14 protein-coding genes are annotated in these 15,866 nt (G+C 54.3%); 3 read left to right on the forward strand and 11 right to left on the reverse strand.

The window, feature by feature from the left end; all coding sequences use genetic code 11:
* Nucleotides 1–73: 73 nt before the first annotated feature.
* The 8 genes from fabF to yceD all read right to left on the reverse strand — a co-directional run bounded on the left by fabF (nt 74) and on the right by yceD (nt 6,212).
* Nucleotides 74–1,315, reverse strand: coding sequence for a beta-ketoacyl-ACP synthase II (gene fabF / locus K6L24_RS13350; protein ID WP_062743728.1), 1,242 nt, complete (start codon nt 1,313–1,315; stop codon nt 74–76).
* 88 nt (nt 1,316–1,403) lie between these two features.
* Complete coding sequence (gene acpP, locus K6L24_RS13355; RefSeq protein ID WP_004157115.1) at nt 1,404–1,640, reverse strand: acyl carrier protein; 237 nt, start codon at nt 1,638–1,640, stop codon at nt 1,404–1,406.
* Nucleotides 1,641–1,794: 154 nt separating this feature from the next.
* Nucleotides 1,795–2,529 carry a 3-oxoacyl-ACP reductase FabG gene (gene fabG, locus K6L24_RS13360; RefSeq protein WP_062743729.1) on the reverse strand — a complete coding sequence of 245 codons (735 nt, stop codon included), beginning with the start codon at nt 2,527–2,529 and terminating at the stop codon, nt 1,795–1,797.
* Between the two features lie 13 nt (nt 2,530–2,542).
* Nucleotides 2,543–3,472 (reverse strand): ACP S-malonyltransferase, encoded by a 930-nt coding sequence (gene fabD / locus K6L24_RS13365; RefSeq protein ID WP_222681558.1) that lies wholly within the window; start codon nt 3,470–3,472, stop codon nt 2,543–2,545.
* A gap of 16 nt (nt 3,473–3,488) precedes the next feature.
* On the reverse strand, nt 3,489–4,442 hold the full coding sequence (locus tag K6L24_RS13370) for a beta-ketoacyl-ACP synthase III (RefSeq protein ID WP_062743731.1): 954 nt from the start codon (nt 4,440–4,442) through the stop codon (nt 3,489–3,491).
* A gap of 6 nt (nt 4,443–4,448) precedes the next feature.
* A complete protein-coding gene (plsX, locus tag K6L24_RS13375; protein ID WP_222681559.1) occupies nt 4,449–5,483 on the reverse strand; it encodes a phosphate acyltransferase PlsX in 1,035 nt (344 codons plus the stop codon).
* Between the two features lie 22 nt (nt 5,484–5,505).
* A complete protein-coding gene (gene rpmF, locus K6L24_RS13380) occupies nt 5,506–5,676 on the reverse strand; it encodes a 50S ribosomal protein L32 (RefSeq protein ID WP_003849870.1) in 171 nt (56 codons plus the stop codon).
* A 14-nt stretch (nt 5,677–5,690) separates the two neighbouring features.
* Nucleotides 5,691–6,212: a 23S rRNA accumulation protein YceD gene (gene yceD / locus K6L24_RS13385; protein ID WP_062743733.1), complete on the reverse strand. Its 522-nt coding sequence runs from the start codon at nt 6,210–6,212 to the stop codon at nt 5,691–5,693.
* 142 nt (nt 6,213–6,354) lie between these two features.
* Between yceD and K6L24_RS13390 the strand changes: the two genes are divergently transcribed.
* Complete coding sequence (locus K6L24_RS13390) at nt 6,355–6,942, forward strand: Maf family protein (protein WP_222681560.1); 588 nt, start codon at nt 6,355–6,357, stop codon at nt 6,940–6,942.
* Nucleotides 6,943–6,983: 41 nt separating this feature from the next.
* Here the strand turns inward: K6L24_RS13390 and rluC are convergent, their stop codons facing one another.
* Nucleotides 6,984–7,946: a 23S rRNA pseudouridine(955/2504/2580) synthase RluC gene (gene rluC / locus K6L24_RS13395; protein ID WP_062743735.1), complete on the reverse strand. Its 963-nt coding sequence runs from the start codon at nt 7,944–7,946 to the stop codon at nt 6,984–6,986.
* Between the two features lie 689 nt (nt 7,947–8,635).
* Between rluC and rne the strand changes: the two genes are divergently transcribed.
* Both rne and K6L24_RS13405 read left to right on the forward strand, forming a co-directional pair.
* Nucleotides 8,636–12,223 carry a ribonuclease E gene (rne, locus tag K6L24_RS13400; protein ID WP_222681561.1) on the forward strand — a complete coding sequence of 1,196 codons (3,588 nt, stop codon included), beginning with the start codon at nt 8,636–8,638 and terminating at the stop codon, nt 12,221–12,223.
* Between the two features lie 145 nt (nt 12,224–12,368).
* Nucleotides 12,369–13,118, forward strand: coding sequence for an NAD-dependent epimerase/dehydratase family protein (locus tag K6L24_RS13405; RefSeq protein ID WP_222681562.1), 750 nt, complete (start codon nt 12,369–12,371; stop codon nt 13,116–13,118).
* Between the two features lie 97 nt (nt 13,119–13,215).
* Here K6L24_RS13405 and flgL read toward each other — a convergent pair whose 3' ends face one another.
* Both flgL and flgK read right to left on the reverse strand, forming a co-directional pair.
* On the reverse strand, nt 13,216–14,181 hold the full coding sequence (flgL, locus tag K6L24_RS13410) for a flagellar hook-associated protein FlgL (protein ID WP_062743738.1): 966 nt from the start codon (nt 14,179–14,181) through the stop codon (nt 13,216–13,218).
* A 24-nt stretch (nt 14,182–14,205) separates the two neighbouring features.
* Nucleotides 14,206–15,849 carry a flagellar hook-associated protein FlgK gene (flgK, locus tag K6L24_RS13415; RefSeq protein WP_062743739.1) on the reverse strand — a complete coding sequence of 548 codons (1,644 nt, stop codon included), beginning with the start codon at nt 15,847–15,849 and terminating at the stop codon, nt 14,206–14,208.
* Between the last annotated feature and the right edge of the window lie 17 nt (nt 15,850–15,866).

Here is a 15,866-nt window from a genome sequence, read left to right on the forward strand (position 1 = left end):
CTGATTGTCTCACCCAAACCACCTGAAAAAAAAGGCCCGCACTGTGCGGGCCTTTCAGTCAGTCAGAGGGAACTTAAATCTTACGGAAAATCAGCGACCCGTTGGTGCCGCCGAAGCCGAAGGAGTTACACAGCGTGTACTCCAGACCTGAAGTCTGACGTGCTGTATGCGGAACGAAATCCAGGTCACAGCCTTCATCCGGATTATCCAGGTTGATGGTCGGTGGGACCACCTGGTCACGCAGAGCAAGAATGGAGAAGATCGACTCTATCGCGCCCGCCGCCCCTAACAGGTGACCGGTCATGGATTTCGTCGAGCTGACCATCACGCTGTTAGCGCTGGCACCAAAGACCGATTTCACGGCCTGGGTCTCAGCTTTATCACCGGCCGGCGTTGAGGTGCCGTGCGCGTTGATATAGCCGATTTGCTCCGGGGAGAGTTGCGCATCTTTCAGCGCGTTCACCATCGCGAGGGCCGCGCCCGCACCGTTTTCCGGCGGCGAGGTCATGTGGTAAGCATCGCTGCTCATGCCAAAACCAACGATTTCCGCGTAGATTTTTGCACCGCGTTTTTTCGCATGCTCATACTCTTCCAGCACCACCAGGCCTGCACCGTCACCCAGTACAAAGCCGTCACGATCTTTATCCCACGGACGGCTTGCCGCCTGCGGATTATCGTTGCGGGTTGAAAGCGCACGTGCCGCACCAAAACCACCCACACCCAGCGGGGTACTGGCTTTTTCAGCACCACCAGCCAGCATGACATCGGCATCGTTATACGCAATGATACGCGCAGCATGACCAATGTTATGCACGCCAGAAGTACAGGCAGTCGCGATGGAGATACTTGGGCCTTTCATGCCAAACATGATCGTCAGGTGACCTGCAATCATGTTAACAATGGTCGACGGAACAAAGAACGGGCTGATTTTACGTGGGCCACCATTCACCAGTGAGGTGTGGTTTTCTTCGATCAGTCCAAGACCGCCAATGCCGGAGCCAATAGCAGCGCCAATACGATCGGCGTTCTCTTCGGTGATTTCCAGGCCGGAATCCTGCATGGCCTGAATGCCAGCGACAATCCCATATTGGATGAACGCGTCCATCTTGCGCTGATCTTTGCGCGAGATGAATTCATCACAATCAAAATCTTTTACTAAGCCAGCAAAACGCGTTGCGTAGGCACTAGTATCAAAATGGTCGATGAGGCTGATGCCACTCTGACCGGCAACAAGAGCATTCCAGGTGGACTCTACGGTATTGCCGACAGGAGACAACATGCCAAGACCAGTCACAACTACACGACGCTTAGACACGTTCGTCCTCCAGGGAGGGAAAAGTTGACACTGTGTGGGACGTTCAGAAAAAACTCAGGCGGTCGAATGACCGCCTGGAGATGCTCACTTATGCCTGGTGACCATTGATGTAATCAATAGCAGCCTGAACGGTAGTGATTTTCTCAGCTTCTTCGTCCGGAATCTCGGTGTCGAACTCTTCTTCCAGAGCCATTACCAGCTCAACGGTATCAAGAGAATCAGCGCCCAGATCTTCTACAAAAGAGGCAGTATTAACAACTTCTTCCTGCTTAACGCCCAGCTGCTCGCCAATGATTTTCTTAACGCGTTCTTCGATAGTGCTCATACTATTAAATTTCCTATCAAAACTCGCTTTCGCGATGGTTTTCGTAGTGTATAAAATGTTGAAAAAGATGCAACTAAATCCCGGCTGGTCCAACCACGATTTTACGCTATTTTGCGGCCTTAACCCCAAATAACGCAAATATTTTTCGTGATTTTCAGACCATGTACATTCCGCCATTGACGTGCAGCGTCTCACCAGTGATGTACGCTGCCTCGTCAGAGGCTAAAAATGCAACGGCATTGGCGATTTCCTGCGCGCCGCCAAGGCGACCTGCAGGAACTTCCGCCAGAATGCCCGCACGCTGATCTTCGCTCAGTGCACGCGTCATGTCGGTTTCAATAAAACCAGGTGCCACGACGTTAACAGTAATGCCACGTGACGCGATTTCACGCGCCAGTGACTTGCTAAAGCCAATCAAACCCGCTTTTGCTGCCGCGTAATTTGCCTGACCCGCATTACCCATTGTTCCGACAACGGAGCCAATGGTAATAATTCGACCCGCACGTTTTTTCATCATGGCACGCATTACCGCTTTTGACAGACGGAATACTGAAGTCAGGTTCGTGTCCAGGATATCCTGCCACTCGTCATCCTTCATGCGCATCAGAAGATTATCACGCGTGATGCCTGCATTATTGACTAAAATGTCCACTTCGCCAAATTCGGCGCGAATATTTTCCAAGACGCTCTCAATCGAAGCAGAATCGGTCACATTCAACAGCAGGCCTTTACCGTTATCACCCAGATAGGTACTGATAGCGTCGGCACCGCTTTGGCTGGTTGCAGTTCCCACCACTTTGGCACCGCGTGCCACCAGGGTTTCTGCAATCGCACGGCCGATCCCACGGCTTGCACCGGTGACCAGCGCGATTTTACCTTCGAAGTTCATGTTTATCTCCGTGTTATTGTTCTAGCGCCGCTGACAAGCTGGCCGGGTCGTTTACCGCCGTCGCTGTCAGGGTGTCAACAATACGTTTAGTCAGCCCGGTCAATACTTTCCCCGGACCCACTTCCAGCAGCGACGTAACGCCCTGCCCGGCCATAAATTCGACACAGCCGGTCCAGCGTACCGGATTATACAACTGACGCACCAGCGCACTGCGGATAGCGTCCGCTGATGTCTCGCACTTCACATCAACGTTATTGACCACCGGGAAGGCCGGTGCATTGAAGGTCAGTGCATCCAGCGCTGCGGCTAATTTATCTGCGGCAGGCTTCATCAGGGCACAGTGTGACGGTACGCTGACAGGCAGTGGCAGTGCGCGCTTCGCGCCGGCGGCCTTACAGGCAGCACCGGCACGCTCAACGGCTTCTTTATTGCCGGCAATCACCACCTGGCCTGGTGAATTGAAGTTCACCGGAGACACCACCTGCCCTTGAGCAGACTCTTCACAGGCTTTGGCGATGGAAGCATCGTCCAGGCCAATAATGGCCTGCATGGCCCCTGTCCCTTCCGGAACCGCTTCCTGCATGAGTTTGCCACGCAGTTCAACCAGTTTAATCGCATCTGCAAACGCAATGACACCTGCACAAACCAGCGCACTGTACTCACCCAGGCTGTGCCCTGCAAGCATTGACGGCGCTTTTCCGCCTTTTTCCTGCCAAACGCGGAAAATGGCAACAGATGCAGCCAGTAAAGCAGGCTGTGTCTGCCAGGTTTTGTTCAGTTCTTCAGCAGGGCCTTGTTGCACCAGCTGCCAGAGATCGTAACCCAGTACGTCTGAAGCTTCCCGGAAGGTTTTTTCCACAATCGGGTCGGCGGCTGCCAGATCGGCCAACATCCCCACGGTTTGCGAACCCTGCCCCGGGAAAACCATTGCAAATTGCGTCATTGTGATTTCCTGTTAATTAAAAGCGAACCAGTGCGGAACCCCAGGTGAACCCGCCACCAAAAGCTTCCAACAGAATTAACTGACCACGCTGAATACGGCCATCACGTACCGCTTCATCAAGGGCGGTCGGCACGGAAGCTGCCGACGTGTTGCCGTGACGATCGAGCGTCACGACCACTTTATCCATGTCCATGCCCAGTTTACGGGCAGTGGCGCTGATAATACGCAGATTGGCCTGATGCGGAACCAGCCAGTCGATCGATGAACGATCGAGCTTATTAGCTTCCAGCGTCTCATCAACGATGTGCGCGAGCTCAGTGACCGCCACTTTAAACACTTCGTTACCTGCCATGGTGACGTAAGCCGGCGTGTCCTGATTAGCACGATCCTGATTCGGCAGCGTCAGCAGCTGGCCATAGCGACCATCGGCGTGGAGGTGCGTGGAGATAATCCCCTGCTCTTCGCTTGCCCCCAGCACCACAGCCCCTGCGCCATCACCAAACAGAATGATCGTGCCACGATCGTTCGGATCGAGCATACGAGCCAGAACATCCGCCCCAATCACCAGCGCGTGTTTCACTGCGCCGTTCTTGATGTATTGATCGGCCACGCTCAGTGCATAGGTAAAACCTGCACAGGCGGCCGCAAGGTCAAAGGCCGCGGCATCTTCGATCTCCAGCATCTGCTGGATCATGCAGGCTGAACTGGGGAAAGCATGGCTTGAGGAGGTTGTTGCCACCACAATCAGGCCAATATCATTTTTATCGATACCGGCCATTTCCAGCGCGCGCTCAGCGGCATGGAAACCCATGGTCGCCACGGTTTCATCCGGGCCGGCAATACGACGTTCACGAATGCCAGTGCGGGTGACAATCCACTCGTCTGACGTTTCAACCATTTTTTCCAGATCGGCGTTAGTCCGCACCTGCTCGGGCAAATAGCTGCCCGTACCGATAATCTTCGTATACATGTACGCTCAGTCACTCTTAGGTAATACAGCTTGAAGGCGGGCAGCAATCCGCTCGGGAACTTGCCGCCGCACCGCCTGCTCTGCCTGTTGGATCGCCACGGTAAATGCGCGTTGATTTGCCGCACCGTGGCTCTTAATCACGGTGCCGCGCAATCCTAACAGACAGGCGCCATTGTACTGGTCGGGGTTAAGGTGGCCGAATTTCTTTGTCAGGCGCTTCTGGATCCAGCGCCCCAGTAACCTCAACCACCAGGCCTTCTTTTTACCTTCGCCCTGTGATTTCAACAGCGAAAGAAACATTCTTACCACGCCTTCCATCGTTTTCAGCGTGACGTTGCCGACAAAACCATCGCAAACCAGCACGTCTGTCTTACCGGTAAGAAGATCGTTGCCTTCAAGGTATCCAATATAGTTAAGTTCTGGCGTTGCGCGCAGGATAGCCGCGGCATCACGGATCGAACTTAACCCTTTAGTCTCTTCCTGACCAATATTCAGCAATGCCACTCTGGGCCGCTCAATGGCTAAAACTTCTTCAGCCATAACAGCGCCCATAACGGCAAACTGCACCAGCATGGCACTGTCTGAATCGACGTTAGCCCCTAAATCCAGAACCACCGTTCTCCCCTGCTGCTGATGAGGCAACACGGTCATTAACGCCGGGCGATCGATGCCGTCCAGCGGTTTTAATAATAATTTAGCCAGCCCCATCAGCGCGCCGGTATTGCCTGCGCTGATGCACGCCTGTGCCTGCCCTTCTTTCACCTGCTCCAGCGCAATTCGCATGGAGGTTCTGCGACTGGCGCGAATGGCCTGTGAGGGCCTGGCATCACTGGCAATAACCGATTCGGCAGCAATAATCTGCAGACGCGCCCGGAGGGTTGAATCAGCTTTGGCGAGTAATGACGTGATGGTGTCGGGATCGCCGACCAGAAGGAGATGCAGATGCGGATTAGATTCCAGTGCCTGCAGTGATGCAGGCACTGTCACGCAGGGACCGAAATCCCCGCCCATGGCATCTATCGCCAGGGTCAACCGTGTCAAAGTAGCGCCGCGAACCGCGGAATTACTTAACGATGACCTTGCGACCGCGGTAGTAACCATCCGCAGTGATGTGGTGACGCAGATGCGTTTCGCCAGAAACTTTATCTACGGAAAGTGCTGCTGTGGTCAGCGCATCGTGTGAACGACGCATGCCACGTTTGGAACGGGTTGGTTTATTCTGTTGTACGGCCATGGACCTTACTCCTATTACTTACGCTTTAAACTGGCTAATACGGCAAATGGATTTGGCTTTTCTGCCTCTGCAGGCAACTTGCCAAAGACCATGTCCGCCTCGGACACTTCACAGTGTTCAGAATCATGCACCGGAACGACAGGCAGGGCGAGAATGATTTCATCCTCTACCATTGCCAGCAGATCGGTTTCGCCAAACTCGTTGACGTTGATCGGCTCGTACGCTTCCGGCAGTGCTTCGGCCTGTTCGTCAGTGACGACCGGGCTGAAACAGTACGATACGTGGACGTGCTGTGGAAATGTCTTATTGCAGCGTTGGCAGCACAGCGTCACAGAGACTTCGGCCGTACCTTTCAGTACTGCCAGACGCTGTTCGTCAATCGCGAACGACATGACACATTCTACATCACTGTCCACACTCACTACCGACTCAGCAATCCGCTCAACCTGTTCAGGGGTGTAAACACCCTGGTAGTCCAGGCGTTTTTGAGCGGTACGAGCCGCATCGAGAGTCAGGGGTAATTTTACCTTTTGCATAGGGCGCGCATATTAACTTTGTAACGACATAGAGTCAAAGAAAAAGGCCGCATTACGGCATCTTTCACCCATGATTCGCATCCAGTGCGGCGCATAGTTTAAAATGCCTGTCACTGATTCGCTATCTATTATGGAAAAAATAATGCGACAACTGGTATTAGCCTCTACGTCGGATTACCGAAAAGCTTTATTAGCCAGGCTGGAACTGCCCTATATTACCGCCGCCCCCGGGGTCGATGAAACCCCGCTGGCAGATGAAGATGCCACGCAGTTAGTGGTCAGACTGGCCTCTGCTAAAGCACAGGCGCTGGCACAGCGCTATCCTGACCACCTGATCATCGGTTCCGATCAGGTCTGCGTGGTAGCCGGAAAAATTTGCGGGAAGCCACACACCGAAGCCCGTGCCCGGGAGCAGTTGCGCGCCGCCAGCGGTCACAGCGTGGTGTTTTACACCGGGCTGGCGCTTTTTGATAGTCGCGACGGTTCATTGCAGGTGCTGTGTGAGCCCTTCAGCGTGGATTTCCGCACCCTGACAGAGAGTGAGATTGCTGCCTATGTAAGCAAGGAGCAGCCGCTGGACTGTGCCGGGAGCTTTAAAAGTGAGGGACTGGGCATCACGCTCTTCGACCGTCTGTCAGGGCGCGATCCCAATACACTGGTAGGACTGCCCCTGATCGCCCTGTGCGATATGCTGAGAACTGCAGGCGTCAATCCGCTGATGACAGTATAAGGAAGCAATGGATGAGGACGGCTATCGCCGTCCCTATGGCATCACGTCGGGAGCGTGGTTTTGCGTAATACTGCCAGACAGTGACGGAGCTCATCATCCAGCGGCGCTTCAACGCGCATGATTTCCCCGGTGCTGGGGTGAGTGAAACGCAGCGCAGCGGCATGGAGGAACAGGCGTTTAAGGCCAGTACCTTTCAGTTGCTGATTAAACTCCTCTTCACCATAGCGATCGTCAAAAGCGATAGGATGCCCGGCATGGAGCGTATGTACGCGGATCTGATGCGTACGGCCTGTCACCGGACTGGCTTTTACCAGCGTCGCCACCGCATAACGTTCTTCCACCTTAAACAGCGTTTCTGACGGTTTACCCTCACTGTTCACTTTGACGATACGCTCGCCACTTTGCAGAATATTTTTCAGTAAGGGTGCACGTACCGCCTTAACATGCGATGGCCACTGTCCGCGAACCAGCGCGAGGTAATCTTTCTGCATACCCTTTTCACGCAATTGTTCGTGCAGCGATCGCAGCGCAGAGCGTTTCTTGGCCACCAGAAGAATGCCGGATGTATCACGGTCAAGACGATGTACCAACTCCAGGAAGCGGGCATCAGGGCGCAGGGCACGTAATCCTTCGATGACGCCAAAGCTCAGGCCACTCCCTCCGTGAACGGCGGTGCCGGAAGGTTTGTTCATCACCAGAATATGCTCGTCTTCATAAATGATGGCATGTTCCAGCGCCGCCACCTTCGCCAGCTTGGGTGAAACATTATCATCTTCACGTTCCGCGACACGCACGGGAGGGATACGCAGCTCATCCCCGGCTTCCAGTTTATATTCAGGTTTGATGCGTTTTTTATTTACGCGCACTTCGCCTTTACGCAAAATGCGATAAATCATACTTTTCGGCACCCCTTTGAGATGGGTACGCAAAAAGTTATCGATACGTTGTCCTGCCTCATCGGCAGAAATGGCAACAAAATGTACGGCTGGAGTATTGGTTTTCATAGTTGGCGATTCTAAATAGTGCGCTGTGATAGCGCCACTTCTTTTTCTGTGCTTAACTGACAGAGACGGTACCGTTGGAAGTTATGATCGGTTTTTAGACAATATGCTGAAAAGCGCTGCAATACGTTCTAAAAGCTGAGAGAAACTTCTCACCTCGGATAAAGTCACCTTGCGATCACCGCCTTAGCAATGGAATAATATCTCCGCTTTTGGCGCTAAGACTTGTGAATGCAAGGGAATAGATAGCGTACACCCAATTGATTTCGTGTTGCAGCGAGGCGGCAAGCGAAAGAATCCCCGTGAGCGATCAAAGATCGTTTCCAGGGGTGAAGAAGAGCAGCCAACTGGGCTGTGGCTCGAAAGATTAAGGGTGAGAAATTTTGCAGGATAGCGCATACACGCAGCAATGGCGTAAGACGTATTGTGCAATCAGGCATTTAGCGGGCTGCGGGTTGCAGCCTGGACGATAAAACGGGATTGGTTCACCTGGTATTCTACTGGCGGTTCCCCCCACAAATGCGCTGTTTTTCCATATGTAAAACAGGCTACCGAGTATTTGCGCCCCTTTAGCTGCTGACAACCGGGAGGTTGACGGCTTTGCGATGAGACACGGGGTCATCGGTTTCTGACGTCCAGCGTTACTTTGCCCGCAGCTTTGTCACTAATGTAAGAATAATGAGTAAGTTACGATGAAAAGAATGTTGATAAACGCAACTCAACAAGAAGAGTTGCGTGTCGCCCTCGTTGACGGACAACGTCTGTACGATCTGGATATTGAAAGCCCTGGACACGAACAGAAAAAAGCCAACATCTATAAAGGCAAGATTACCCGCATTGAACCCAGCCTTGAAGCCGCATTTGTTGACTACGGCGCTGAACGGCACGGTTTCCTACCTCTGAAAGAAATTTCCCGCGAATACTTCCCTGCCAACTACAACGCCCATGGCCGTCCGAACATTAAGGATGTCCTGCGTGAAGGTCAGGAAGTCATTGTACAGATCGATAAAGAAGAACGCGGCAATAAAGGCGCTGCTTTGACTTCCTTTATCAGTCTGGCAGGAAGTTACCTGGTTCTGATGCCAAACAACCCCCGTGCTGGCGGCATTTCGCGCCGAATCGAAGGCGATGACCGCACCGAACTGAAAGAGGCGCTTTCCGCCCTGGAACTGCCAGACGGTATGGGCCTGATCGTTCGCACCGCGGGTGTGGGTAAATCGGCTGAGGCACTTCAGTGGGATCTCAGCTTCCGTATGAAGCACTGGGAAGCGATTAAAAAGGCGGCGGAAAGCCGTCCGGCACCTTTCCTTATCCATCAGGAAAGTAACGTTATCGTTCGTGCTTTCCGTGATTATCTGCGCCAGGACATCGGCGAAATTCTGATCGACAACCCGAAAGTGCTGGAGCTGGCTCGTCAGCATATTGCCGCGCTGGGCCGTCCGGATTTCAGCAGCAAAATCAAACTGTACACCGGTGAAATTCCGCTGTTCAGCCACTATCAGATCGAGTCGCAGATTGAATCTGCCTTCCAGCGCGAAGTGCGTCTTCCTTCCGGCGGCTCGATTGTTATCGACTCCACCGAAGCGCTGACCGCCATTGACATCAACTCTGCACGCGCCACGCGCGGCGGCGACATTGAAGAAACGGCGTTTAACACCAACCTTGAAGCCGCTGACGAAATTGCCCGCCAGCTGCGCCTGCGTGACCTGGGTGGCCTGATCGTTATCGATTTTATCGATATGACGCCAGTTCGCCATCAGCGTGCGGTTGAAAACCGTCTGCGTGAAGCCGTGCGTCAGGATCGTGCACGTATTCAGATTAGCCATATTTCACGTTTTGGCCTGCTGGAAATGTCGCGTCAGCGTCTCAGCCCATCGCTGGGCGAATCCAGCCATCACGTCTGCCCGCGCTGTAGCGGTACCGGTACAATCCGTGATAACGAATCCCTGGCACTTTCCATTCTGCGTCTGATTGAAGAAGAAGCGCTGAAAGAAAATACCAAAGAAGTGCATGCTATCGTTCCAGTCCAGGTCGCTTCTTATCTGCTGAATGAAAAGCGTGAAGCCGTCAGCGCGATCGAAAAACGTCAGGGTGGCGTTAAAGCGATTATCGTGCCAAACGATAACATGCAGACACCACACTACTCAGTGCTCCGCGTTCGCAGTGGTGAAGAGACTCAGACGCTGAGTTATCATCTGCCTAAACTACACGAAGCCGAAATGGCACTGCCTTCTGAAGAAGAGCATGCCGAGCGTAAGCGTCCTGAGCAACCTGCCCTTGCCGCCTTCGTTATGCCAGATGCTCCTCCAGCACCCCTGGAAGAATCCGCAGAAGTGGCCGTCACCCAGCCAGTTGAACAGCCTCAGGTTAAAGCCCCTGCGGCTGCCGAGCAGCCAGGTCTGGTGAGCCGCTTCTTCAGTGGACTGAAGAAACTGTTTGCTGGTGAAGAGAAACCTGCCGAACAGCCGCAGCCACAGGTCGTGGAAGAAAAAGCACCTGAAACTCCAGCTGCGCCGCGTGGCGAACGTCGTAATAACCGTCGCCAGAACAACAATCGTCGCGACCGCAACGGTGACCGCAACGATCGTAACGGTGAACGCAATGACCGTAACGGCGAGCGCAATGACCGTAATGGTGAACGTAACGACCGCAACGGCGAGCGCAATGACCGTAATGGTGAACGTAACGACCGCAACAGCGAACGTAACGACCGTAGTGGTGAACGCAACGACCGTAGTGCAGAGCGTACTGAGCGCGCACCGCGTGAGCGTAATAACGAATCACGGGAAGGGCGTGAAGACCGTCGTAATAACGGTAATAAGCGCAACGGTTCTCAGGTTGATGCCCGCAGCGAGCGCATGGTGCCTGACGAATTTGAACGCAGTGAAACAACGCAGGCTCGTCCACCGCGTCAGGAACGCCAGCGTCGTCGTCCAGGTCAGAACCAGGAAGAAAAACGCCCGGTTGTGCAGGAAGAGAAGATCGTTGAGCCGCTGATCGAAACCGCTGAGAATCTGGAAGAGCAGGAAGATAATGTACAGGTTATGCCGCGCCGTAAGCCGCGCCAGCTGAACCAGAAAGTCCGTATCGAAACCGCTGAACAGACTGCAGCACGCTCGTTTGACACGGAAGATACTGTTACGTCAGAACAACCTGGCGCCAGCGAAACGGTGACAGAAACCCCCGATACTGACGATCGCGACAGCAATAATATGCCGCGCCGTTCACGCCGGTCACCACGCCATCTGCGCGTAAGTGGTCAGCGTCGTCGTCGTTACCGTGACGAGCGTTATCCAACACAGTCACCGATGCCGTTGGCTAATGCCGCTTCATCACCAGAAATGGCGTCTGGCAAGGTGTGGATCACATATCCGGTAGCACAGGGTAGCGATCACGAAACGCATGAAGAACCGGGTCACTCCCTGGTACCTGCTTACGGCCACGCTGACGTTGATGCGCCACACGCTGCTGCAGCCGTAGCAGCCGCAGACAGCATCAGCAGCGCGACGGATGAAAGCCATGAACCTGCAGTTGTCGCTCCGGTTGCAGAAACGCCTGCAATTGAAGCTCCGGCAGCAGAACAGGCAGCCCCTGTACAGCACGCGGAGCCGCAGCCTGAAAATCTGCCCGAAATCACCCCGGTGATCGCAGAAGAGACGGCCGCCATTGATGCCCCTGTTAACGAAGAGCCGGCTGTTATTTCTGCTGCTGACGAAACCGTTGCAGAAGAGACCGCAGCCGCAGCGATTCCGGCAGAAGCAGAAGACGTTCAGCCAGAGCCGCCATTCGTTGCCGTTGATGCCGTGGCTGAAATTGTTGAAGAAGCGAAGCAGGCTGAACCTCAGCAACAGGCAGCAGAGATTGCTCACGCCGCACCGGTTGAAGTCAGCGACGCGCTTGAGCAGCAGGTTGCTGAAGTGCTTCATGCACCAGAAGTGACCGCGGAGCCCGTAGTTGCTCAGGAACCGCATGCGCCTGTCCCTGCCCGCGATGAACCTGTCGCTGAAGCAGAGGCACCTGTCGCGGCTGAACCTGTCGTTAACGCACCGGTTGTCACTGAAACAGCTCCGGCTGAAACCGTGCCCGCTGCACAACCAGCTCAGAGTCACTTCAAGCTGCATGCTACTGCACCGATGACAAAAGCACCGGCTCCGGCTTACCAGCCAGAGGCCCCACGTCAGAGCGACTGGGTGCGTCCGGAGTTTAACTTTGAAGGTAAGGGATCGGCTGGCGGCCACGCGGCTACCCACCAGGCGACGGCTCCGGCCACGCGTCCTTAATACCGGATAATGCGTCAATCAGGCCCTGACCTCTGGTCAGGGCTTTTTTTATGCCTTCACTTCACTGAATCCCTTTTTGTCTGTTTCACCCTCCCCCGGGCTGTGGCAGAGTGGCTGTCCTGTTTTCAACCCAAAGGCTGACAGCGTGACCGTTAAAAATATTCTCCTTACCGGGGCCAGTGGGCGCATCGGGCGCACCTTTTTCAATGCCATGAACGAGAGCTGGCGCTTCGTGCTGACCGACCTTAGCCTGCCGGCTTACGATGTGCCTTCTCCGCACCGGTTTATTCCTGCTGACCTCTCGCTGCCGGGGGTGGCTGCCGGGCTGTTGCGTGGAGAGACGTTTGATGCGGTGATTCATCTGGCCGGCATTCCCGATGCGGGTGCGGCTTTCGAAGACCTGCTGCCCGCCAATATTTTATCTACGACTTATCTGCTTGAAGCCGTGTCGCATACCCCCTGCCCGCGCTTTATTTTTGCCAGCAGCGCACAGACCATCGAAGGGTATCCTGAAGACGTGCAGATCCACCCGGGGATGGCGGTGGCTCCGGCCAATTTATACGGCGTGACGAAATGCTACGGGGAAGCACTCTGCTCCTTTTACGCTACTCAGCGCGGCATAAGCTGCGTGGCACTGCGGATAGGGGCATTTGAAACCCGCTGCGCCGCCAACCTGAAAAACGCCAGAGACTACAGCGCCTGGCTCAGTCCGGAAGATGGCGTCAGGCTGCTGACCGCAGCGGTAACGGCAGAAAATATTACGTTCTTTATTGGCTATGGAATTTCAGATAACCGGTTTAAACGATTTGATCTGAGTCAGACTCGCGAGGTGCTGGGCTATCAGCCCCGGGATAATGCTTTCAGCGAATTTGTCCCGGAACAGCCGCTCTTTTAACGGCGGCCAAAAAAAACCCGCTGCCAACAGAGAGCTGTCGGCAGCGGGACAAACTAAACGTACCCGGTTAAAGCACGTTCAAATTCCTGATGTCAGATTATCGATTCAGACTAAAAAGTGACAGCTTGGACATCTGCTGGAACACGGTATAGGACGCCTGCAGGGCGGCCTGCTGCATGGTGTAACTGGAAATGGTTTCGGTAGTATCTGCGCCGATCAGTCCGCTGACCTTATTTTTCAGACTCAGCGTGGTGTCATCCCCTTTCGCATCCAGTTTCCCCAGTTCATCAAGATTGGTACCAATCTGTGCACGAACCGCTGACACGTTTTCCTGCGCATTTCGCAGACCGCGGTTAGCTTTGCCCATATTGAGGGCCTCGGCATCCACCGCCGCCTGGTCGGCATTTTCCAGCGGGACCTTCAGCGATTTGATCGCCGTATCCAGAATGGCAAAGATATTACTTTCACTGGCCGTACCGTCAGGCTCTTTCACCGCACTGCTGGTCAGTGAGTCGAATATCTGCGCACCGGTGTGGTTGATGATCAGCGTACGGCTGGCATCCACCTTCTGGGAAATGGGAGTATCCCCGCCCTGATAAGTGGTGTTTCCGTTCGCATCCGTCACAAACGGTGGCGTATCACTTTCATAGCCGGCAAACACATAGCGGCCATTGCCGTCGGTGCTGTTAGCCAGGTTCAGCATCTGTGCACGAATCCCTTCTAACTGCGTCGCATAAGAGGCGCGGTCTGTGTCAGATAAGATACCGTTAGAGGCCGCGACCACAGTAGTCTGCGCACTGATGATCACGTCAACGGCCTGTTTCAGCGTGGTATCTTCCGTCGACTGATTCTGCGTGGCAAATACGCGCGCCGTCTTGTACTGAGCGGTTTCAGCCTGCGCCTGGGACACAACCACCGCCTGCGCGGCGGCCACCGGGTCATCCGACGGTCGGTTAACGCGATTGCCGGTAGCAAGCTGTTCACCCACTTTCAGCCAGCTCGCCTGCGAAGTCTGAATGCCGCGCATCTGCTGGTCATAGATCATGCCGGTACTGAGTCGCATAGTATTAATTCCTCTGCAAAAAAATTAGCTGACAGCACCAATCAGTGACTGAAAAATGGTAGATGCGGTCTGCAATACCTGGGCGTTGGCCATGTAGTACTGCTGATAGCGCGTAAGGTTCGAATACTCTTCGTCGAGGTTAACCCCGGAAACCGACTGCTGCTGATTCGTCAGCTGCGTCACCACGGCCGTCTGGGTTTTACTGGTGGTTTCCAGCGTACTGGCCTTATTACCCACCTGAGCCACCAGACTGGCATAACCCTGCGTCAGGGTGCTTTTACCGTTAATGACGTTCGCGGTCTGCAGGCCCAGCAGCTTCTGCACGTTCTCATTGTTACTGGCCCCCCCCGTCGAACTGGCCGCAGCCAGTTTAGACTCCTCGGTCACCAGCACGCTCATGCCACTGACTACACTGGAAACAGGCTTGATGGTAAAGCTGTCTTTACTGGCGGGCAGCTGGTCATACGCAACGGAAAGACCGTCAAATGACAGCGTCTTCGCCGTTGCATCAACAGTTACCGTCGACTTGGTGTTATCCGACAGACGGGTTGCCGTCCAGTTCGTGCCATCGTAGCTGACAGAGTAGTCAGACGCCTGCACCCTGGTCGTATCACTCCACGTGGCCGTCAGGGACGCACCACCGGTATTGTTGGTGTTAGCCAGTACAGAAGGCGTGCCAAGACTAAAGAAAGCCCCGCCGGCATCGCCGTCACTATCTTTACCCTGCATATGCTGGGCATTAAAGCTGCTGCCCAGCGCCATCGCCAGCTGGCCAACCTGATTACGTGCGCCATCAAGATCGCTGCGGAAGGCCAGCAGTCCACCCAGTGAACCGGTGGTGATCAGTTTTTCAGAGAACTGCGTTTTTTGCCCTGTAGCCGGATCGACGGTCGCGAGTGTGGTACGCGCCGGATCGGCGCTGGACGGCACCGCCGCCAGCTGGCTGTAGGTGTCACCCTGCACCAGCGAGATACCGTTGCCGATGGAGATATTGTAGCTGCCGCCGTTTTGCTGATTGACACTGACACCCACCAGCTTATTCAGTTCACTGACCAGCTGATCGCGCTGATCCAGTAAATTATTCGGCTCACTGCCAGCACCGGCGCCCTTCAGCTTGGTGATCTGCTGATTGACGTTAGCGATCTGTTTGGCGTAGTTATTAATCTGGTCGACGGTTGACTTCACCGAGGTGTTCACGCTGCTGTCGAGATTCGATAAATAGGTATCTGTCACCTGGAACTGATTCACCAGTCCCTGCGCTTTGCCGATCACGGCCTGGCGTGCAGAGGAGTCACTGGCATTACTGGACAGCGTCTGCAACGAACTGAAAAAGTCCTGCATATTGGTCGACAGGGTATTCGTGGTGCTGGAAAAGATGTCATCAAGACTGGAAACCTGACCGTACTGAGTGGTGATCGCGCTGGACTGTGCGCTGGCCGCACGCAGCTGGTTGGTGATGAACTGATCGTATTCGCGATAAACTGTCGAGACATTCGCCCCGTTGCCGTAATAATTGTTACCGCTCAGGGTACTGTTCGCCTGAGCCAGCACGGTGGTCTGACGTGAATAACCGGTAACGGCATAGTTAGTGATGTTGTTACTGGTGGTATTCAGCGCGGCAGATGCGGCGCTTAACCCGCTCATCGCGGTATTAATTAAGTTTGCCATTTCGGTTCCTTGTTAAC

It is taken from the genome of Erwinia persicina, from assembly GCF_019844095.1.
GTDB lineage: Bacteria > Pseudomonadota > Gammaproteobacteria > Enterobacterales > Enterobacteriaceae > Erwinia > Erwinia persicina.

Coding starts and splice junctions, on each gene's coding strand:
- K6L24_RS13370 (WP_062743731.1), bottom strand. CDS start 4,442: ATGTATACGAAGATTATCGGTACGGGCAGCTATTTGCCCGAGCAGGTG.
- fabG (WP_062743729.1), bottom strand. CDS start 2,529: ATGAACTTCGAAGGTAAAATCGCGCTGGTCACCGGTGCAAGCCGTGGG.
- flgL (WP_062743738.1), bottom strand. CDS start 14,181: ATGCGACTCAGTACCGGCATGATCTATGACCAGCAGATGCGCGGCATT.
- K6L24_RS13390 (WP_222681560.1), top strand. CDS start 6,355: ATGCGACAACTGGTATTAGCCTCTACGTCGGATTACCGAAAAGCTTTA.
- flgK (WP_062743739.1), bottom strand. CDS start 15,849: ATGGCAAACTTAATTAATACCGCGATGAGCGGGTTAAGCGCCGCATCT.
- yceD (WP_062743733.1), bottom strand. CDS start 6,212: ATGCAAAAGGTAAAATTACCCCTGACTCTCGATGCGGCTCGTACCGCT.
- fabD (WP_222681558.1), bottom strand. CDS start 3,472: ATGACGCAATTTGCAATGGTTTTCCCGGGGCAGGGTTCGCAAACCGTG.
- rpmF (WP_003849870.1), bottom strand. CDS start 5,676: ATGGCCGTACAACAGAATAAACCAACCCGTTCCAAACGTGGCATGCGT.
- rne (WP_222681561.1), top strand. CDS start 8,636: ATGAAAAGAATGTTGATAAACGCAACTCAACAAGAAGAGTTGCGTGTC.
- acpP (WP_004157115.1), bottom strand. CDS start 1,640: ATGAGCACTATCGAAGAACGCGTTAAGAAAATCATTGGCGAGCAGCTG.
- rluC (WP_062743735.1), bottom strand. CDS start 7,946: ATGAAAACCAATACTCCAGCCGTACATTTTGTTGCCATTTCTGCCGAT.